20 protein-coding genes are annotated in these 19,367 nt (G+C 38.0%); all 20 read left to right on the forward strand.

Annotated elements, in window-relative coordinates; translation table 11 throughout:
• Positions 1 to 61: 61 nt before the first annotated feature.
• Complete coding sequence (locus ABI125_01455; protein ID XCF06537.1) at positions 62 to 469, forward strand: DUF2059 domain-containing protein; 408 nt, start codon at positions 62 to 64, stop codon at positions 467 to 469.
• 162 nt (positions 470 to 631) lie between these two features.
• Entirely contained in the window at positions 632 to 3,187 is a 2,556-nt protein-coding gene (locus tag ABI125_01460) for a tetratricopeptide repeat protein (GenBank protein ID XCF06538.1), read from the forward strand.
• A gap of 10 nt (positions 3,188 to 3,197) precedes the next feature.
• The gene (locus tag ABI125_01465; protein ID XCF06539.1) at positions 3,198 to 3,629 is read left to right on the forward strand and encodes a polymer-forming cytoskeletal protein; all 432 of its coding nucleotides are present in this window, start codon (positions 3,198 to 3,200) and stop codon (positions 3,627 to 3,629) included.
• Positions 3,630 to 3,660: 31 nt separating this feature from the next.
• The gene (locus tag ABI125_01470; GenBank protein XCF06540.1) at positions 3,661 to 3,822 is read left to right on the forward strand and encodes an AtpZ/AtpI family protein; all 162 of its coding nucleotides are present in this window, start codon (positions 3,661 to 3,663) and stop codon (positions 3,820 to 3,822) included.
• Entirely contained in the window at positions 3,823 to 4,191 is a 369-nt protein-coding gene (locus tag ABI125_01475; protein XCF06541.1) for a DUF6168 family protein, read from the forward strand. It abuts the gene before it with no gap.
• 136 nt (positions 4,192 to 4,327) lie between these two features.
• Positions 4,328 to 5,452: a F0F1 ATP synthase subunit A gene (gene atpB / locus ABI125_01480; GenBank protein XCF06542.1), complete on the forward strand. Its 1,125-nt coding sequence runs from the start codon at positions 4,328 to 4,330 to the stop codon at positions 5,450 to 5,452.
• A gap of 39 nt (positions 5,453 to 5,491) precedes the next feature.
• Complete coding sequence (gene atpE, locus ABI125_01485) at positions 5,492 to 5,680, forward strand: ATP synthase F0 subunit C (protein ID XCF06543.1); 189 nt, start codon at positions 5,492 to 5,494, stop codon at positions 5,678 to 5,680.
• A gap of 106 nt (positions 5,681 to 5,786) precedes the next feature.
• Positions 5,787 to 6,287 (forward strand): F0F1 ATP synthase subunit B, encoded by a 501-nt coding sequence (locus ABI125_01490; protein ID XCF06544.1) that lies wholly within the window; start codon positions 5,787 to 5,789, stop codon positions 6,285 to 6,287.
• Positions 6,288 to 6,294: 7 nt separating this feature from the next.
• Positions 6,295 to 6,825 (forward strand): ATP synthase F1 subunit delta, encoded by a 531-nt coding sequence (gene atpH / locus ABI125_01495; GenBank protein ID XCF06545.1) that lies wholly within the window; start codon positions 6,295 to 6,297, stop codon positions 6,823 to 6,825.
• Positions 6,826 to 6,867: 42 nt separating this feature from the next.
• Positions 6,868 to 8,445, forward strand: a complete 1,578-nt coding sequence (atpA, locus tag ABI125_01500) for a F0F1 ATP synthase subunit alpha (protein XCF06546.1) — start codon at positions 6,868 to 6,870, stop codon at positions 8,443 to 8,445.
• Positions 8,446 to 8,474: 29 nt separating this feature from the next.
• Positions 8,475 to 9,335 carry an ATP synthase F1 subunit gamma gene (atpG, locus tag ABI125_01505; GenBank protein ID XCF06547.1) on the forward strand — a complete coding sequence of 287 codons (861 nt, stop codon included), beginning with the start codon at positions 8,475 to 8,477 and terminating at the stop codon, positions 9,333 to 9,335.
• A gap of 156 nt (positions 9,336 to 9,491) precedes the next feature.
• A complete protein-coding gene (locus ABI125_01510; protein ID XCF06548.1) occupies positions 9,492 to 10,916 on the forward strand; it encodes an oligosaccharide flippase family protein in 1,425 nt (474 codons plus the stop codon).
• Position 10,917: 1 nt separating this feature from the next.
• Positions 10,918 to 11,352, forward strand: coding sequence for a dUTP diphosphatase (dut, locus tag ABI125_01515; GenBank protein ID XCF06549.1), 435 nt, complete (start codon positions 10,918 to 10,920; stop codon positions 11,350 to 11,352).
• A gap of 35 nt (positions 11,353 to 11,387) precedes the next feature.
• Entirely contained in the window at positions 11,388 to 11,702 is a 315-nt protein-coding gene (locus ABI125_01520; protein ID XCF06550.1) for a GIY-YIG nuclease family protein, read from the forward strand.
• 47 nt (positions 11,703 to 11,749) lie between these two features.
• Positions 11,750 to 12,769: a sugar phosphate nucleotidyltransferase gene (locus ABI125_01525; protein XCF06551.1), complete on the forward strand. Its 1,020-nt coding sequence runs from the start codon at positions 11,750 to 11,752 to the stop codon at positions 12,767 to 12,769.
• 128 nt (positions 12,770 to 12,897) lie between these two features.
• Positions 12,898 to 14,259, forward strand: coding sequence for a tetratricopeptide repeat protein (locus ABI125_01530; GenBank protein ID XCF06552.1), 1,362 nt, complete (start codon positions 12,898 to 12,900; stop codon positions 14,257 to 14,259).
• Positions 14,259 to 15,026, forward strand: coding sequence for a DUF4292 domain-containing protein (locus tag ABI125_01535; protein ID XCF06553.1), 768 nt, complete (start codon positions 14,259 to 14,261; stop codon positions 15,024 to 15,026). Before ABI125_01530 ends, ABI125_01535 begins: the two co-directional genes overlap by 1 nt.
• Positions 15,026 to 16,255 carry a peptidoglycan DD-metalloendopeptidase family protein gene (locus ABI125_01540; protein XCF06554.1) on the forward strand — a complete coding sequence of 410 codons (1,230 nt, stop codon included), beginning with the start codon at positions 15,026 to 15,028 and terminating at the stop codon, positions 16,253 to 16,255. The genes ABI125_01535 and ABI125_01540 overlap by 1 nt, the downstream gene beginning before the upstream one ends.
• A 297-nt stretch (positions 16,256 to 16,552) precedes the next feature.
• Positions 16,553 to 16,798: a hypothetical protein gene (locus ABI125_01545; GenBank protein XCF06555.1), complete on the forward strand. Its 246-nt coding sequence runs from the start codon at positions 16,553 to 16,555 to the stop codon at positions 16,796 to 16,798.
• 187 nt (positions 16,799 to 16,985) lie between these two features.
• Positions 16,986 to 19,355: a TonB-dependent receptor gene (locus ABI125_01550; GenBank protein XCF06556.1), complete on the forward strand. Its 2,370-nt coding sequence runs from the start codon at positions 16,986 to 16,988 to the stop codon at positions 19,353 to 19,355.
• The last annotated feature ends 12 nt before the right edge of the window (positions 19,356 to 19,367 follow it).

A 19,367-nucleotide genomic window follows, 5' to 3' on the forward strand; every position in this document is an offset into this window, starting at 1 on the left:
GTAACAATTGGATTAAAAATTTAACTAATACACCGTATTCAAAACAGATAAAAAAGAGAGCATGAAAAAATTATTGTTGTTATATGGCTTTTTAGTGTTTGCTATTACACAAGTTCAGGCGCAAGACCATTCAGATTTTAAAAACGAAACCATTGAATTTTTAAAATTAACCGGAGCTGGTGATGCGTTTGTAAATGCCATTGACCAAATCGGGGTTATGGTTTCTGCCGATAAAAAAGAAGCTTATACTAAAGAAGCCAAAGGTACATTAATAGGGATATACGATAAAATCGCTGAATTGTATATGACCGAATTTACTCATGAGGAAATTAAAAAACTTACCGCTTTTTACAATACCGACTTAGGCAAAAAACTAGCCAAAAAGCAATTGGGATTAACCCAAAAAGCAATGGCTTTTGGGCAAACTTGGGGTATGGAAGTACAGGGTATTGCGCAAAAATATCAATAGTACGGATTGGGGTTTGGTTTCAATGTAAGTTTTTGACAGCTAAGCGTTTTATTTAAAAGTGTTTGCATTTTATAGCTAAATTCAAAAAGATGCTTATTTTTACCACTCTATTATAATAATGGTGTGAGTTTGCAGTTATTATTTAGACTAAAAATACCAGCATTGAAAACCTATAAAACCATACTTGTTGTCTTTTTTTCAATCTTCTTGGCGGTGGGCTGTTCAAGAAAAAAAGACCGATTTATTAGTCGAAATTACCATGCCGTAACTGCCGAGTTCAATGCGCTTTTCAATGGCTACAGTGCCTTGGAAGAAGGTAGGCAAACCCTAAACGATGCGTATTTCGATAACTATTGGGAGGTTTTGCCCATAGAACGCATGCAGATTTTTGAAGATGTGGTGCTGCCGGGGCAATCTAAAAACGAGAATTTTACCCGTGCTGAGGAAAAAGCGGTTAAAGCGATTCAAAAGCACAGCATCAATATTGAGGGCAAAGAGAAGAATCCGCAAATGGATGAGGCTTATTTGCTGTTGGGAAAAGCACGCTATTTCGATCAGCGGTTCGTGCCTGCTCTTGAAGCCTTCAACTATATTCTTTATAAATATCCGGCGAGCGATAAAATTAACCAAGCTAAGGTTTGGCGGGAAAAGGCCAATATCAGATTGGACAATAACGAGCTGGCCATTAAAAACCTAAAACGCTTACTTAGGCAGGAAGAATTGGAAGGTCAGGATTTGGCCGATGCCACTTCCATTTTGGCACAAGCTTACCTAAACGTTAAGGTGGTCGATACGGCCATTACATTGTTGGAAACCGCGTCGGTAGCTACAAAAAGTAACGATGAGCGTGGCCGTTATCGTTTTATCCAAGGGCAACTTTACAACCAGTTGGGTTACAAGGATAGCGCCAACTTGGCGTTCGATAAAGTCATCGAGTTGAACCGTAAAACGCCAAGAATCTACATGATTAGCGCGTATCTGGAAAAAGTAAAGAATTTCGATTTTGAAAATGGCAATAAATTGGAACTTACCGAGCTCCTTGCCGAACTTGAGGAAAATCGTGAAAACCGTCCGTTTTTAGATCGTATTTATTATCAAATTGCCGAGTACCATTTACAAAATGGTTCCGATTCTTTGGCGGTGGCCTATTACAACAAATCGCTCCGTACCAATTCTGAAGACAACATTTTAGTGGCCAAAAATTACGAAACGCTGGGCGATATGAATTTCGATGCGTCTATTTATGCCAAGGCTGGAAAATACTATGATAGTACGATGGGGAGTTTGGTTGAAAACTCAAAACCTTACCGAGTTATAAAGCGGAAGCGCGAGAATTTGGATGATGTGATTCATTACGAGGCTGTGGCTAAGGTTGATGACAGTATTTTGAGGTTGGTAAATATGCCCGAAGCCGAACGCTTAGCCTATTTTGAAGCTGTGGTGGAAGATTTAAAAGCTAAAGCCGAAGAAGAAAAAAAGGCACAGGAAGCGGCACAGCGAAACAGTGGATTGGTGACTATGAACAACCAAGTGGGGCAGCGTATTGGCCCTCCGGGAAATAAGCAACAGGCAACGGCGTTCTATTTTTATAACCCTACCACGGTATCATATGGTAAAAACGAGTTTGTTAAAATTTGGGGCGACAGAAAATTGGAAGACAATTGGAGGTGGTCTAGCAAAGCGATTACCAGCGGAGGAAATGCAGGTGCTTCAACAACCGATATGGTGGCTTCTGCTGATGAAGATGAACGTTTCGACCCGCAGTTTTATATTTCGAAAATTCCTTCCGAAGAAAAAGTTATCGATAGCATCTCAAGAGAGCGCAACTATGCGTATTATCAATTGGGATTGATTTACAAGGAAAAGTTCAGTGAATACGAATTGGCAAAAAGTAAGTTTCAGGATTTACTGAAGAGCAACCCCGAAGAGCGTTTGGTGCTGCCTTCAAAATATAATTTGTACAGAATTTATGAGGCTTTGGGTGAAAATGACGAAGCGGCGATTGCCAAACAAAAAATTATTTCGGAGCATCCCGAATCGCGCTATGCGTTGATTTTAACCAATCCGGAATTGGTTTCGGAAAATGATGAAAACAGTCCGCGCAGTTTATACGAGTCGTTGTACGAACAACATCTTAATCAGGAATATGCCGAGGTGGTTTCAAAAAGTGAAGAATACATCAACAGGTTTGATGGCGAGCCTATCGTACCAAAATTTGAGTTGCTTAAAGCTACGGCCATGGGGCGTTTGCAGGGTTACGAGGCTTATCAAGCGGCTATTAACCATGTGGCGACTACCTACGCCAACACCCCCGAAGGTAAAGAGGCACAAGATATAGAAACTAATATTTTACCTAAATTAGCAAATAAGGAGTTTGTGGTTTACGATAGTATATCGGGCAACTACAAAGTGGTTTTCAAATTCAAAAGTACTGATTTCGAAACGGTAACATCGTTTAAGAAAACTTTGGATGAGGTTCTGGAAAACATTAGGTACTACAATCTGAAATCGTCCATGGATGTTTATAATGCAGACACCAAATTAGTGTTGGTGCATGGTCTGAAAACCGAGCAAGTAGCCAAAACATTTGATCAGCTGTTGACCAAAGAAGACCGAAAAAAAATAAAAATCCCCTATTTTGTGGTGTCGTCCGCAAATTATCAAATCATTCAAATCCATAAAAATTTGGATACGTATTTGAATATCGATAACAATTAAACTTAACACTATGTTCTCTGAAAACAAAAAAGGTAAACAAATGGCAGAAAATACTTCCGGACAAAATATAATAGCCCAAGGGACTAAAGTTGTTGGAGACCTTAGCAGCGAGGGCGATTTAAGAATTGATGGCATTATTGAAGGAAACGTTAATACTTCTGGCAAGGTAGCGGTAGGTAAAACGGGTTTCATAAATGGTACTTTAAATGGTACCGATGCCCATTTTGAAGGTAAGTTTTCTGGAAAGCTCACCTTATCCGGTACATTAAATTTAAAATCGTCTGCCCATATTGAAGGTGAAGTAGTTGCTGGAAAACTATCGGTCGAGCCAGGAGCAACTTTTAATGTTACTTGTGTCATGAAGGGCGATGCCAAAAACACTAAGTATGCCGAACAGTCTGCAAAACAACCAAAACAAGAAGCCCCAACAGCCAATCAATAAATATATTAGGTTTACCACTATTGCCATACAAATGGGGTTGACCATTTATTTGGGAAGTAAGTTGGGTGAGTGGTTAGATGTAAAATTCAACAACTCAAATCAACTATATTATAAGATAGTCACACTTTTATCGGTGTTTTTGGCTATGTTCGCTGTTATTAAACAGGTAATTGATGTCACTAATAAAAAATAAATGATAAAAAGAATACTCGTTTTTGCACTATGTGCAGTGTTATTATTTGCTGTTGCTTTTTCCGTTCATAACTATTTTGTTGCCATTCAATCCTTTAGTTTGTTGCAGGTGTACTTGTTTCATGCGGTAGCTTCATTGGTAATATATGTTAGCGTTGAACTGATAAGCGATGTTAGGCCTAACCAAGCAGGTTATGTCTATTTAACCTTTACATTGGTTAAATTGGGTTTGTTTGTTTTGATTTTTAAAAATGAAGTGTTCGAAAATGAGGTTTTAACAAAGAGCGAACGCATAGCATTAGTAGTGCCTTTATTCCTGTTTTTAACAGCAGAAGCAGTAGGGGTTTCAAAGTTACTTAATAACAAATAGTTAAGTTGTTTAGGTTTTTTGAAAAGGTTGAAAACTCGTTGCAAAAAAACTAAGTAAAAAAAGGGTTTGGGTTTTTAAATTATTGTGTACATTTGCACAAAATTTTAGAGAGCTAAATTCTTTATTTTTAAAAATTATGATGGTAGCGAAAAAATCTGTCAAGTTTATTGCAGTTTTAGTTTTATTTTTGACATCAGTATCGAGCTTTGCAAAAGATCCGGTGCAAGACGATAACCACCACGGTGCGGGAGAACAAATAGATTCTCCAGAAGAAATTAAAGAATACATAGCGCATCACTTAAAAGATTCTCACGATTTTCATTTATATACCAACAACAAAACGGGTTCTCATGTAAGCTTTCCGCTTCCTGTTATTGTTTGGACTAGCGAAGGTTTAAGGGTTTTTATGTCTTCAGAATTTCACCACGACGATAACGGTTCTGTTATTGTTGAAAAAGATGGTGTAAAATTAACCAAGATTCACAGTAAAATATACGAATTAGAGTCAGGAGCTACTCAAGTAAATTTTGACGATGAGCACCATGCTACCAATGCCAGCCGAGTGTTGGATTTTTCTATCACTAAAAGTGTGTTCGGTATGCTGTTGGCTGGATTGTTAATGTTGTTAGGTTTTGGAGCCTTGGCAAAAGGATACAAAAAAGGAGCGATACCAACTGGTTTCGGTCGTGTTTTAGAGCCGTTAGTAATTTATGTTCGTGACGAAATTGCAAGACCAAATATTGGTGAGAAGAAGTACAGAAAATTTATGGGCTTCCTGTTGACTGTGTTTTTCTTCATTTGGATATTGAATTTGTTGGGTTTAACGCCACTAGGGTTCAATGTAACGGGTCAAATTGCTGTAACAGTTTGTTTGGCAGTATTCACTATGATTATCTATTTATTTAGTGGAAGTAAAGATTTTTGGCAACACACATTATGGATGCCGGGCGTACCAGTTGTATTAAGACCTATTTTGGCAGTAATAGAATTGGTAGGTTTTGTGTTGATTAAGCCATTCTCGCTGTTGGTGCGTTTGTTCGCTAACATGACGGCGGGCCACTTTGTGGTAATGAGCTTAATTGCATTAATGATAACAATGAAAGAGGCCTTCGGCCCAGTAGCATCAACAGGAATGTCGTTGGTGTTAGCATTGTTTATTTCGGTTATCGAGATTTTGGTAGCCTTTTTACAAGCGTTTATTTTTACGATGTTATCATCGTTATTTATAGGTATGGCTGTTGAAGAACACGATCACCATTAATAAGAATTTGTTTAATTAATATTTTTAAAATCAATTAGTATGTACAATTTAATTGGAGCAGGATTAATCGTAATCGGTGGTGGTATCGGTTTAGGTCAAATTGGTGGTAAAGCTATGGAAGGTATTGCACGCCAACCTGAAGCAGCTGGTAAAATCCAAACTGCCATGATTATCATCGGTGCCTTATTGGAAGGTTTGGCTTTCGGTGCGTTAATCTTAGGGAAATAATCATCCCAAAAAAACAAAAAGAACAGTTTTCTGCAACGGTTGGTTGCAGAAGCTGTTTTTAAAAAATTAAACAAAACAATACAAAACGTATTTTATATAATTATATATGGACCAGTTATTAAATGATTTTTCGCCAGGATTGTTTTTTATGCAAGCCATCATCTTATTGATCTTAATTGTATTAATGAGAAAATTTGCTTGGAAACCTATTTTAGAGTCTTTGCAAAGTCGCGAAGATGGTATTAAGGATGCTTTGGAATCTGCTGAAAAAGCCAGATTGGAAATGCAAAATCTTCAAGCAGATAACAAAAAGTTGCTAAATGAGGCTAAGGCTGAAAGAGATAGCTTGCTTAAGGAAGCGCGCCAAATGAAAGATAAAATGATTGAGGAGGCGAAAGGAGAAGCAGAAGTTCAAGCCAATAAAATGATTGAGCAAGCGCAAGCAGCTATCGAAAGCGAAAAGAAAGCAGCTATGGCAGAGCTTAAAGGACAAGTGTCTGGTTTGGCTTTAGAAATCGCTGAAAAAGTGGTTCGCAAAGAACTTTCTAGCAAAGACAAGCAATTGGAGTTGGTAGAAAGCATGTTGACTGAGAAATCTTTAAACTAAGCAGCCCATGTCAAGAGCAGCAGTACGTTACGCAAAAGCATTGTTAAGACTGTCGATAGACCAAAAAACAGCCGAAACTGTTAATGGCGATATGGAGCTTATTGCAAGCACCATTGCAGAAAGCAACGATTTAAGCGCTATGCTTCAAAGTCCGGTAATACCTGCTTCAGCAAAAAAAGCAGTGTTGTTGGAGGTGTTTAAATCGGCAGATAAAAGCACCCAAAACTTAATTGATACTTTAATTGCGAATAACAGATTGGATATTTTAGGCCAAGTGGCTTCAAAGTACAATCAGTTATTCGATGAATCTAAAGGTGTTCAGTTGGCTACGGTTACAACTGCAGTGGCTTTAACAGGCGATTTAGAGAAGAAAGTATTGGCCAAAGCAAAAGAGCTTTCAGGCAAAAACGTTGAAATAGAAAACATTGTAGATGAAAGCATTTTAGGTGGTTTCATTTTACGAATAGGCGATATTCAATATAACGCCAGTGTTGCTAATCAACTAAACAAATTAAAAAGAGAATTTACATTAAATTAAAACTTGCCCTTACTTAAAAAGAAGGGCGAAATACATAACAAGATGGCAGAAGTAAAACCAGCTGAAATATCAGCAATCTTAAAAAAACAACTTTCAGGTTTTGAAGCTAGTGCTTCATTAGATGAAGTAGGAACTGTATTAAACGTAGGTGATGGTATTGTTCGTGCTTACGGATTATCTAACGCACAATACGGCGAGTTAGTAGAATTTGAAGGCGGATTGGAAGGTATTGTACTTAACCTTGAAGAAGATAACGTTGGTATTGTATTACTTGGTGGGTCAACTGGTGTAAAAGAAGGCTCTACAGTTAAACGTACTAAGCGTATTGCTTCTGTAAACGTTGGTGAAGGTATTGTAGGGCGTGTTGTTGATACTTTAGGTAATCCAATTGATGGTAAAGGCGCTATTGAAGGCCAAACTTACGAAATGCCACTAGAGCGTAAAGCACCTGGTGTTATTTACCGTGAGCCAGTAACCGAGCCATTACAAACAGGTATCAAATCTATCGATGCGATGATTCCTGTAGGTCGTGGTCAGCGAGAGTTGGTAATTGGCGACCGTCAAACAGGTAAAACTACGGTTTGTATCGATACCATCTTGAATCAAAAAGAATTTTACGATGCAGGTGAGCCTGTATACTGTATATATGTTGCTGTTGGGCAAAAGGCTTCAACAGTTGCAAACATCGCAAAAACTTTAGAAGAGAAAGGTGCTTTAGCCTATACTACTATTGTTGCTGCAAACGCATCAGATCCTGCTCCAATGCAGGTTTATGCTCCAATGACGGGTGCTGCTATCGGTGAGTACTTCCGCGATACTGGTCGTCCGGCATTAATCATTTATGATGATTTATCAAAACAAGCGGTAGCTTACCGTGAGGTGTCGTTATTGTTACGTCGTCCACCAGGACGTGAGGCTTACCCAGGTGACGTTTTCTACTTACACTCGCGTTTGTTAGAGCGTTCTGCAAAGGTAATCAATGATGATTCTATCGCTAAAGATATGAACGATTTACCAGAATCGTTAAAGCCAATCGTAAAAGGAGGTGGTTCATTAACGGCTTTACCAATTATTGAAACACAAGCGGGAGACGTATCTGCATATATTCCAACTAACGTAATTTCGATTACTGACGGACAGATATTCTTGGATGGTGATTTATTTAACTCTGGTGTGCGTCCTGCCATTAACGTAGGTATCTCGGTATCTCGTGTAGGTGGTAACGCCCAGATTAAATCGATGAAAAAAGTATCTGGTACGTTAAAACTGGATCAGGCGCAGTTCCGTGAATTGGAAGCGTTTGCTAAGTTCGGTTCAGATTTAGATGCCTCTACCTTAAACGTAATTGAAAAAGGTAAGCGTAACGTTGAAATCTTAAAGCAAGCACAAAACGATCCTTACACAGTTGAAGACCAAATCGCCATTATCTATGCCGGTTCTAAAAACTTGTTGAGAAACGTTCCTGTTGATAAAGTAAAAGAATTCGAAAGAGATTTTATTGAGTTCTTGAATGCTAAGCACAGAGGTGTATTAGATACCTTAAAATCAGGTAAATTAACTGATGAAGCTACAGATACTTTAACTACGGTAGCAAAAGATTTAGCAGGAAAGTATAATTAATTCTGAATTCTGAATTCAAAATTTAAAAAATGGCAAACTTAAAAGAAATACGTAATAGAATATCGTCGGTATCTTCAACGATGCAGATTACCAGTGCCATGAAAATGGTATCGGCTGCAAAGTTAAAGAAAGCCCAAGATGCTATTACTGCCATGCGCCCGTATGCTGACAAGTTAACCGAGCTTTTACAGAGTTTAAGCGCCACATTGGATGCCGATTCTGGAAGCAAGTTTTCAGAGCAGCGCGAGGTAAAGAAGGTGCTTATTGTGGCCATTACTTCAAACAGAGGTTTGGCAGGGGCTTTTAATTCGAGCATCATCAAGGAAGTGACTAGGTTAACCACGCAAACTTACGCCAACCAAGAAGTATCTTATGTGGCCATTGGAAAAAAAGCCAATGATGCGTTCAAAAGAACCAATAAAGTCATTGCCAATAAAAGTGAAGTTTTCGATGATTTAACTTTCGAAAACGTTGCCGAAATAGCACAACTTTTAATGGATAAGTTTGTGGCTGGTGAGTACGATAAGATTGAAATTGTTTACAACAAATTCAAAAATGCTGCCACTCAAATTGTAACTACCGAGCAATTTTTACCAATCGTTCCGGTGGAAGGTGAAGCCAACGCTAATGCCGATTACATTTTTGAGCCATCAAAAGTGGAGATTGTAGAGCAATTGATTCCTAAGTCGTTAAAAACGCAACTTTATAAAGGCATAAGAGATTCGTTTGCTTCTGAGCACGGTGCCCGTATGACGGCTATGCACAAAGCCACCGACAACGCCAAAGAGCTTAGAGACCAGCTTAAACTGACGTATAACAAAGCGCGTCAAGCAGCTATTACCAACGAAATTTTAGAGATTGTTGGTGGTGCCGAAGCGTTGAATAATTAAAATAAGTCATACTGAATATATTTCAGTGTTACTCATAAATTTAAAACCTAACTTTTTTAAGTTAGGTTTTTTGTTTTTTAATTAACCGTTAAGTATTACTGTATCTTTGGTTGGCGTTTTCTAAAAACGTACTTTTAGCAGATTAATTAGCAAACTTTGGGCGCATTAAAAAAGTTTTTTAAGGACACGATTATCTATGGTTTAGCAACAGTTTTACCTAGATTAATGAACTTTGTTTTAGTGCCGTTACATACCGATACTTTAGAAACCGCAAGTTATTCTGATAATACAACGTTTTATGTGTATGCTGCTTTTTTTAATGTATTGCTAACTTATGGTATGGAAACTGCTTTCTTCAGGTTTTTTAGTAAAAGTGAAGAAAAAAGCAAGGTGTTTTCTACTGCATTAATAAGTTTGGTGGTTACTACCGTTCTGTTTTTTGCAGTTGTTTTTAGTTTTAATCAACAACTTTCGCAGTTAGTCAATTTAGACCAAACCTACTTTAATTTGTTATTGGGTGTATTGGTATTAGATACACTTGTTGTGGTGCCTTTTGCGTATTTAAGAGCGACAGGACGACCAATAAGGTTTGCTTCAATAAAGCTTTCTAATATTCTTATATATGTTGCGTTAAACTTCTTTTTTCTTTGGGCAATACCTGAGTTGGGAATAGAATTTTCAGGTTATGACAACAATAACTTAGTAATGTATATTTTCATTGCTAACCTTGTAGCGAGCATAGTAACACTATTGTTACTTTCCCCTTACTTTTTTAAAACAAAGCTCCAATTTAGCACGACAGTTTTTAAACAACTTCTCAAATATGGTTGGCCAATTATGGTTGCTGGATTAGCCTATGTAATCAACGAAAATTTTGATAAATGGCTATTACCAGAATTGTTAGGAAAAGATATTAATGGAGCATATAGTGGTTGCTATAAAATTGCGGTTTTTATGACCATTTTTATTCAAGGATTTAGGTTAGGAGCTGAACCGTTCTTTTTTAATCATGCTAAAGAACATAATGCAAAAGAAACTTATGCGACTATAATGAAGTATTTTGTGATTTTTGGAAGTTTCATGTTGGTATTTATAGTAGCTTACCTTAATATATTTAAAGAACTTATTGTAAGAGATGAAAGTTACTGGATAGCAATAGATATTGTTCCTGTTGTGCTTTTAGCAAACCTATGCTTAGGTATTTATTTCAACCTAGCTATTTGGTATAAGTTAACTGATAAAACGCGCTACGGAATGTATTTGTCAATAGTGGGAGCTATAATCACAATTGCTTTCAATTATGTAATGATTCCTAAAATCGGATTTATGGCTTCGGCTTGGGCAACTTTGGCAGCCTATGGAGTTATGATGTTTCTATCATATTTTTTAGGACAAAAACATTATGCCGTACCTTACGATTTGAAAAGGATTGTTCTGTATTTAATTGTGGCCATTTTAATATCGGTAATCGCATTAAAAACCAATAGCAACTATTACCTAAATACAGGCTTAGTTTTATTATTTTTGGCAATAGTATTTGTTTTTGAAAGGCAACAAATCAAACAATTTTTAAGAAGATAACATGAAAATAAAAATTATAAATAAATCCACACACGATTTGCCGCATTACGAAACCTTGGCTTCCGCCGGAATGGATTTACGGGCAAATCTATCCGAACCACGAGTGTTGAAGCCACTGGAACGAAGTATAGTCGGCACCGGGCTTTTTGTTGAATTGCCTGTGGGTTACGAAGCTCAAGTACGCCCCAGAAGCGGGTTGGCAGCCAAAAAAGGAATCACGGTTTTGAACGCCCCAGGAACAATCGATGCCGATTATAGAGGAGAAATAGGTGTGATTTTAGTCAACCTTTCGAATGAAGAATTTACTATCCAAAACGGCGAGCGTATTGCTCAGTTGGTCATTGCTAAACATGAACGTGCCGAGTGGGAGCAAGTTGAAGTGCTTTCTGAAACCGATAGGGGTGAAGGCGGTTTTGGTAGTACGGGGGTAAAATAATTCCTGCGAAAGCAGGAATCTCTAAGTCGATATAAATGAAACTCTGGTATGTCTATATCATGACAAATAAACCCAATGGTGTACTGTACATCGGAGTTACAGATAATATCGAAGAACGAGTTAAAGAGCATAAATTAAAAGTATACCCACAATCGTTTACTGCAAAATATAATTGTAGTTCTTTAGTTTATTTTGAAGTGTTTGAAAATGGAGGAGAAGCCGAAAAAAGAGAAAAACAATTCAAAAAATGGAAAAGGGATTGGAAGGTTGAATTAATAGAAGAAATGAATCCCAGTTGGTCTGATCTAAGCATGAACTGGAATTTAAATTTTAACAAATTAAGAGACTAAAATATAAGTTTAACTAAAAAAGATACCTGCTTTCGCAGGCATTAATTATGAAAATAATAGTCCCAATGGCAGGTCGAGGTTCTCGACTCCGTCCGCACAGTTTAACAGTTCCAAAACCATTAATTCCGGTGGCTGGACAACCCATTGTACATCGTTTGGTAAAAGACATCGCCAAAGTTTTAAAACAACCTATAGACGAGATTGCCTTTGTTTTGGGCGACCCGGCTTGGTTTGGAGACGATGTGGTTGAAAGCCTGCAATATTTAGCCAAAAGTTTGGGCGCCAAGGCCTCCATTTACCGTCAGGACAAACCGCTGGGCACGGGCCACGCCATTATGTGTGCCGAGCCATCGCTTTCTGGGCCCGCGGTAATCGCTTATGCAGATACATTGATTCGTGCCGAGTTCGATTTAGACCCCCAAGCCGATAGTGTTATCTGGACGAAACAAGTGGAAAATCCCGAAGCTTACGGTGTGGTTAAACTCAATGGCAACGATGAAATCGTGGAATTGGTTGAAAAACCTAAGGATTTTGTGAGCGACCAAGCCGTAATAGGTATCTATTATTTTAAAGATGTTGGCGTTTTAAAAGGCAAGCTACAAGAAATTTTAGATGAAAACGTTATGAATGGTGGCGAGTACCAAATTAACGATGGTATTAAGCGTATGATGGCGGATGGCAAGGTGTTTAAAACCGGAACGGTTGATGAATGGATGGACTGCGGAAACAAGAATATCACTATTGAAACCAACCAGCGTATGTTGGGCTTTTTACAGGCTGATGCAGAAGAGCAACTGGTGGCCAGTTCGGTAAAATTGGAAAATTCTAAAATTATTGAACCTTGTTTTATTGGTGAGAATGTGGTGTTGAAAGATGCTACAATTGGCCCTTTTGTATCTATTGGAAACGATTGTACTGTAGAAAACTCGACCATAAAAAACAGTTTGATACAAACCAATACCAGTATTAAAAATGCCAACCTTGATGATGCTATGATTGGAAATAACGTTAAATACGATGGTAATTTTACAAGTGTGAGTATTGGTGATTATTCGGAGTTAGAATAAAAAAATATAGGAGTCATTTCGAATTGTCATCCTGAGTGGAGTCGAAGGGTTGTTTCAGAATCTCACAAACTTTGGAACACTATTTGAAGTTTTGGTCATGTCGAACATTGTGAGACATCGCATCATAAATGAAAAAGAAAAACTACATATTCATTTTCCTTTTCGGAATGTTAATCATTCCGCAGGCCATTTATGCCCAAATAAACTTCAATAGTACACCCAATGACGATTTGGGCGATAATGAAGATAAGTTCCAAGAGCAGTTTTACGAAGGCTTAAAGCAAAAAGGTATTGAGAATTACGATAGGGCAGCTGAAGCTTTTTTAAAATGTATTGAAATTGACAAATCGGTACCCGTGGTTCATTTTGAATTGGGAAAAAGCTACATAGCCCTTAAAAACTTTGGAGAAGCCGAAGATGCTTTAAAAGAAGCCGTAGACCTCGACCCTGATAATGAATGGTTTTTAGACGAGCTGTACGGTTATTACGTGTCACAAAACGACCATAAACGAGCCATAAAAACGGTGAAGCAGTTGGTAAAATACCATCCCGATTACAAAGAGGATTTGGCAGCGCTTTATCTTCAAAATGAAGATTATGACGATGCGCTCGAGATTTTGGACGAATTGGATGCTGAATTTGGAATTTCGGTAAGTCGCGATATCATGCGAAACCGTATATACGAAGCGACGGGTAGAAAAAAAGACCAAATAAAGAATTTGCAGGAACGTGTTGAAAGTAACCCCGAAAAAGAGTCGAATTACTTGGCATTGATTTTCCGCTACAGCGAAAACAACAACAAAGAAAAGGCTTTTGAAACAGCCAAGGAGTTGTTAAAAATCAATCCTAATTCTCAGTTGGTTCATTTGGCACTATACAAATTTTATTTGGATGACGACGAAGCCGAAAAAGCTATCGAATCGATGAAAATCGTGATGAAAAGCAGCGAAATAAAACCCGATGCCAAACTCAAAGTATTAACCGATTTTGTGCAGTTTGTGGGCGATAACCCCAAGTACGAAACCGACTTGATGGAAGCCACAGCCATGGTTAGTGGTGCTAATAATAGTAAAACTTTAACCGAGCTCGGACAATATTACTTGGCTAAAAATAATAAGGCCAAAGCCCTTGAAAATTTTGAAGCTGCCCAACAATTGGAACCCAATAATTTCGGAGTATTGCGTAACGTGATGCTGTTGTACTTGGATTTAAAAAAGTACAACATGGCACAGGCAAAAAGCAGCGAATCTATTGATAAGTTTCCGGCGCAGCCCTTATTTTATTTAATTAATGGGGTGGCGCACAACGAGCTCAATCAGCCAAAACAGGCCATTGAGTCGTTAGAAATGGGACTCGATTTTATTATCGACGATGCGAAGATGGAAGCCGATTTTTACAGTCAGCTTAGTAAAGCACACACCCTTTTGGGCAATACCACTAAAGCACAAACGTTTAACGATAAAGCAAAACAACTACAACCCCAAAACTAATGTATAAATACCCCTATATTATTTTAAGCTTCGTGGCTTTGTTTTTGTTTAATTGTAAATCGGCCAAAACACTGGGTTCTGGTGAAGCCAACTACAGTCTGTCCACCAAACAGCTTATCAAGGCTAATGGTAAACAGGCTGCTGATTTTAACACCTTGCAAGCTCGGTTAAAAATCACTTATTCCGAAGGCGAAAAATCGCAAACCCATTCGGTGTCGTTCAGGGCTAAAAAAGATGAAGCCCTTTGGATAAACGCTTCCTTTTCGTTGCTACGTGCGCTGGTAACCCCAGAGAAGGTGAGTTTTTACAATAAACTCGACAACACTTATTTTGATGGCGATTACCAATATTTAAGCGATTTATTGGGAACTCAACTCGATTTTGAAAAAGTACAAAATCTGTTGTTGGGCGAAACCATTTATAATTTAAATGAAGGGCAATACAAATCCGCTGTTGATAACGAATCCTATGTGCTTCAACCCAAAAATCAATTAGCTTTGTTCGAGATTTTTTATTTGTTGAGCACGAAAAATTTCAAAGTGACTTCGCAACAAATATCGCAACCCCAAGAGATGAGGCACCTCCAAATTGATTATTTGTCGTACCAAGAGGTAGAAAAACAAATATTTCCGGAGCGCATTAGGGTTATGGCGGTTGAGGCCAATGAAGAAATAGCGATAGATTTAGAATTTAAAAACGTTTCAATGAATGAAGATTTAAGGTTTCCGTTTAAAATACCTTCGGGTTTTAAAGCCATCGAACTTTAATGATAAATCCGTTTTTGAGAAATAATATTCTTTTTGTTTTCAGCTTTTTATTGAGCTGTAACCTTGTGTTTTCGCAAAACAACAAACAAAAGCAATTGGAAACCCGCCGGCAGGAATTGCGTCGCGAAATCCAAAAGATTAACGAATTGCGCGACGAAAACCAATCAAAAGCCAAATCGGAACTTTCGCTTATTGAAGATTTCAACTATAAAATCAATGTGCTTTCCAACTTGATTAAGGTCACCAACCAGCAAGCCAATTTATTGACTCGGGAAATTAATTCGAATCAAGATAAAATAACCAATCTACGGGCCGAATTAAAGCAGTTAAAGGAAGATTATGCCGCAATGATCGTGAAGTCCTATAAAAGCAAAAATCAGCAAAGTAGGATTATGTTTTTGCTCTCGTCGGATGATTTTAAGCAAGCCTACAAGCGTTTGCAGTATATGAAGCAATATACCGACCACCAAAAAAAACAAGGCGAAACGATAAAGGATAAAACGGCCGAACTTCAGGCCACTAACGAAAATTTATTAAAGCAGCAGGAAGAAAAAAAGAAGTTGATTGCCGAAAACCGAACGGTGCAAAAATCGTTGGAAAAGGAGCGTGCCGAGCATCAAACCTTGATGGCAGCCATTAAAAAGAATTTAAGTCGTTATACTGCACAAATAAAAGAAAAACAGCGGGAGGCCGATAGGATTGACCGTGAGATAGACCGATTGATTAAGGCCGCCATTGCCAAATCGAACGAAAAGGCCGGGAAGCCTAAATCGTCCACCAGTTTTGCCTTAACGGCGGAAGAAAAGGTTTTGGCGTCTAATTTTGTTTCAAATCGAGGAAAGTTGCCTTGGCCTGTTGAAAGGGGAGTGGTGCGTCTTGGTTACGGTTCGCAACCGCATCCTATAAATAAGTCGCTTACTATAAAAAGTAATGGCGTGCGTATCGCAACCGAAAGAGGTGCAAAAGCTCGTGCCGTTTTTGATGGTGAAGTGAGCGAAATCCTGATCATGAAAAACGTAAACCCCATTGTGATGATACGGCATGGGAATTATCTCACCATTTACAAAAACCTATCGGAAGTTTACGTTAAAAGGGGCGATAAAGTATCTACCAAACAGGAAATTGGTAAGGTGTTTACCAACCCCAGTAACGGCGAAACCATTTTGAGTTTTACTATTTCCAAAGGGTTTGTTACAGAAAACCCCAGCAGTTGGATTTATAAGATGTAAGCTGTTCCTGCTTAGCAAAAAAAACGAGTTGATTATTTTTTTCAGAAAATCACTTCTAAAAAAGCATTTTTACCAAGTTGATTTTTTCACGTAACGATTCAAACAGGATTTGTGAATCGGTTGTTTTAACAAACTCTTTAATGCTATTGTAGCGCAATAACATAAGTTTGTAGTATATTTGCAAAAAAAAATAAACATTCATCAAAAATTGCATTCAAGATTCGTTTTGTTTAGGCTTTGAAAAACAGTCGTTTTAAATATAGTATAGTTGGTCTATTCCTGCTGCTTTCTCTTTTTATGAAAGTAGCTGGATTGCATGTGATATCGCATTCAGGTGATCAAGACCATACCGAACACTGTATTGTATGCGACCATGCCATAGCTCACAACTTAACGCCTGCTCTTGTTCTTGAAGAACTATCTTTTTCTGTTGAAAGTACAATTGATATTGTTCAAGAAAAAGAAATTGCCGATTACCATTTTGCATTAAGCAACACCATTGCTGCAAATCAACTCTTTTCTAGGCCACCCCCGGCTTTATAGTATTTTCAAAACGTGCATAATTAAGCGGTTTTTTTACAGTTTTATATTTTAACGAACTCACACGGTTTGTTGAGATAAAGCTGTGCTGTAAAACAGTTTGTTTAGCTGCTTACTGCTCCATTTAAGCTTTTGCACTTCCACTAAACCCTTTTGAATGAAAGGGCAAAAACAATTTTAGATTTTTATCATGTTCCAAAAAACGCTAAGCGTATGGCTGTTTTTCAGCCTTTTCGCCATGGCATTTGCACAGAACACTTCCAGTATTGAAGGTTTTGTGCTAAACGCTACCACACATGCACCTATTGAAGGTGCCTCTATTAAAGGAAACGGACTCTTTGCGGTTTCGTCTTCCACAGGAAAGTTTGTACTTAAAAATGTAAAGAACAACTATTGCGTTGTTACTATTTCCAGTTTGGGTTACGATACCAAAACCGTCCATTTAAAAAAGTATTCAGAATCAGATAACATTAAGATATTCTTGGATGAAAAGGCTACGGCGCTTAACGAAATCAGTCTCACAGGAAAATCTAACCAAAGAAAAGCCCAAGAACTTCCCATTATTTCTGAAAGTATTTCAAATGAATATTTAGAAAGCAACAGAGAAAACAGTTTGATGCAAACCCTCGAAAAAATACCTGGCATTAGTACCATAAATATTGGCTCTGGCCAATCGAAACCTGTCATTAGAGGGCTTGGATTTAACCGGGTTATGGTGGTTCAAAACGGGATAAAACACGAAGCGCAACAATGGGGCAACGACCACGGATTGGAAATAGACCAATACAACGTTAACGCAATAAATATAATTAAAGGTCCGGCATCTTTAATGTACGGTTCTGATGCTATTGCCGGGGTGGTGGACATTCTGCCGTCTAAAACTCCAGGAAAGAACAGTTTTAAAGGTGAAGTAAATCTATTAGGGGAAAGCAATAACGATTTGTTTGGTGTCTCCACAGGAATGCAAGCCAGAAAGAATAAATGGTTTTATAAAGCACGGCTTACCTACAGGGATTATGGCGATTATAAAGTGCCAACCGATAGGATAAACTACGAGAACTACATTTTTGAATTGCACGACAATAATTTAAGAAATACTGCCGGAAGAGAGGTGAGTGCTAGCTTTAATGTGGGTTATACAATGAAAAATATAACTTCGGAAACGGCATTTAGTAATGTCAATTCTAAGAATGGTTTTTTTGCCAATGCCCATGGTTTGGAAGTGCGCAATTCAAACATCGATTATGATAGCTCTAGCCGCGATATTGATTTGCCTTTTCATGAAACCAACCACTTTAAAGTTACCAACAATACCAAGATAAAACTTAACCAGCACACCCTTCTCATTGACTTGGGGTTTCAAAACAACCACAGGTCTGAAAACTCCGAACCTGTGCCGCATGGTTACATGCCAAAGCCAAACAATAGTAAGGAAAGAATCTTTGTAAAAAACACCTATAGCCTAAACATAAAAGATGATTTTAATCCCAACCAAAACCATCACATTGTAACGGGAATAAATGTAGAGCACCAAAATAACAACATTGGTGGCTGGGGTTTTTTAATACCCAATTACAAGCGCTTTACTATTGGCGGATTTGCATACTCACAATTGGAAATAAACCCTAATCTGCATTTGCTTACAGGTGCCCGTTACGATTTTGGCATAGTGAAGACCGAAGAACACTTTGATTGGTTTCGTTCTACCGTAAATAATACCGATGGCACCACATCGCAAGTTTATTTGCAACGTGCACTCAATAAAACATTGGATTTTGGAAGTTTTAGCGGCTCGGTGGGGTTAAGCTATATTCAAGATAAAACCAATTATAAAATCAATATTGGGAAAAGCTTTAGAATGCCTTTAGCAAACGAGTTGTCTTCAGATGGTGTAAATTACCACATGTACAGGTTCGAACGTGGTAATCTCAACCTCAAACCCGAATCGTCTTATCAAATAGATGCCGAAATAAACCATAATGCCAATGCGTTCAGCATTAATGTAAGTCCTTTTTTAAATTACTTCAGCAACTACATTTACTTAAACCCTACGCCGAATTATTACGAAACTTTACAGATTTACGAGTACACGCAAGCCGAGGTCTTTAGGTTTGGTGGCGAACTTAAAGCGAGCACCACTTTTTTCGAAAAACTAAACCTTCAAGCTTCTGCCGAATATGTCTATTCCAGACAAACCAGCGGAGCTAAAGAAGGGTTTACACTGCCTTTTTCTCCGCCACTGTCGGGTATATTGTCGGCCAGTTACCAATTTAACGACGTGTTGTTTTTGGACCATCCGCAATTTATGGCCGATTTTAAAGTGGCGGCACGGCAAAATGAAATTGTTCCCCCTGAAGAGCAAACCGACGGGTATCAAGTATTAAATCTTTCGTTTTTGACCAATGCCCATCTTTTTAATAGGAATAATACCGTAAAAATGCGGCTGAAGGTTAACAACGTTTTTAATACCAAATATTTTAACCATACCAGTTTTTACCGCTTAATAGATGTGCCTGAAGCTGGACGCAACATTTCCATATCCTTAACCATTCCTTTTTAAATATTAATAATA

The sequence above is a fragment of the Tamlana crocina genome (assembly GCA_040429635.1).
GTDB classification, from domain to species: domain Bacteria; phylum Bacteroidota; class Bacteroidia; order Flavobacteriales; family Flavobacteriaceae; genus Flavisericum; species Flavisericum crocinum.

Excerpts from the sequence above, each read along its gene's own strand:
- ABI125_01455 (XCF06537.1), top strand. The coding sequence starts at position 62 with ATGAAAAAATTATTGTTGTTATATGGCTTTTTAGTGTTTGCTATTACA.
- ABI125_01465 (XCF06539.1), top strand. The coding sequence starts at position 3,198 with ATGTTCTCTGAAAACAAAAAAGGTAAACAAATGGCAGAAAATACTTCC.
- ABI125_01470 (XCF06540.1), top strand. The coding sequence starts at position 3,661 with ATGGGGTTGACCATTTATTTGGGAAGTAAGTTGGGTGAGTGGTTAGAT.
- ABI125_01475 (XCF06541.1), top strand. The coding sequence starts at position 3,823 with ATGATAAAAAGAATACTCGTTTTTGCACTATGTGCAGTGTTATTATTT.
- atpB (XCF06542.1), top strand. The coding sequence starts at position 4,328 with ATGATGGTAGCGAAAAAATCTGTCAAGTTTATTGCAGTTTTAGTTTTA.
- atpE (XCF06543.1), top strand. The coding sequence starts at position 5,492 with ATGTACAATTTAATTGGAGCAGGATTAATCGTAATCGGTGGTGGTATC.
- ABI125_01490 (XCF06544.1), top strand. The coding sequence starts at position 5,787 with ATGGACCAGTTATTAAATGATTTTTCGCCAGGATTGTTTTTTATGCAA.
- atpH (XCF06545.1), top strand. The coding sequence starts at position 6,295 with ATGTCAAGAGCAGCAGTACGTTACGCAAAAGCATTGTTAAGACTGTCG.
- atpA (XCF06546.1), top strand. The coding sequence starts at position 6,868 with ATGGCAGAAGTAAAACCAGCTGAAATATCAGCAATCTTAAAAAAACAA.
- atpG (XCF06547.1), top strand. The coding sequence starts at position 8,475 with ATGGCAAACTTAAAAGAAATACGTAATAGAATATCGTCGGTATCTTCA.
- dut (XCF06549.1), top strand. The coding sequence starts at position 10,918 with ATGAAAATAAAAATTATAAATAAATCCACACACGATTTGCCGCATTAC.
- ABI125_01520 (XCF06550.1), top strand. The coding sequence starts at position 11,388 with ATGAAACTCTGGTATGTCTATATCATGACAAATAAACCCAATGGTGTA.
- ABI125_01525 (XCF06551.1), top strand. The coding sequence starts at position 11,750 with ATGAAAATAATAGTCCCAATGGCAGGTCGAGGTTCTCGACTCCGTCCG.
- ABI125_01530 (XCF06552.1), top strand. The coding sequence starts at position 12,898 with ATGAAAAAGAAAAACTACATATTCATTTTCCTTTTCGGAATGTTAATC.
- ABI125_01535 (XCF06553.1), top strand. The coding sequence starts at position 14,259 with ATGTATAAATACCCCTATATTATTTTAAGCTTCGTGGCTTTGTTTTTG.
- ABI125_01540 (XCF06554.1), top strand. The coding sequence starts at position 15,026 with ATGATAAATCCGTTTTTGAGAAATAATATTCTTTTTGTTTTCAGCTTT.
- ABI125_01545 (XCF06555.1), top strand. The coding sequence starts at position 16,553 with ATGAAAGTAGCTGGATTGCATGTGATATCGCATTCAGGTGATCAAGAC.
- ABI125_01550 (XCF06556.1), top strand. The coding sequence starts at position 16,986 with ATGTTCCAAAAAACGCTAAGCGTATGGCTGTTTTTCAGCCTTTTCGCC.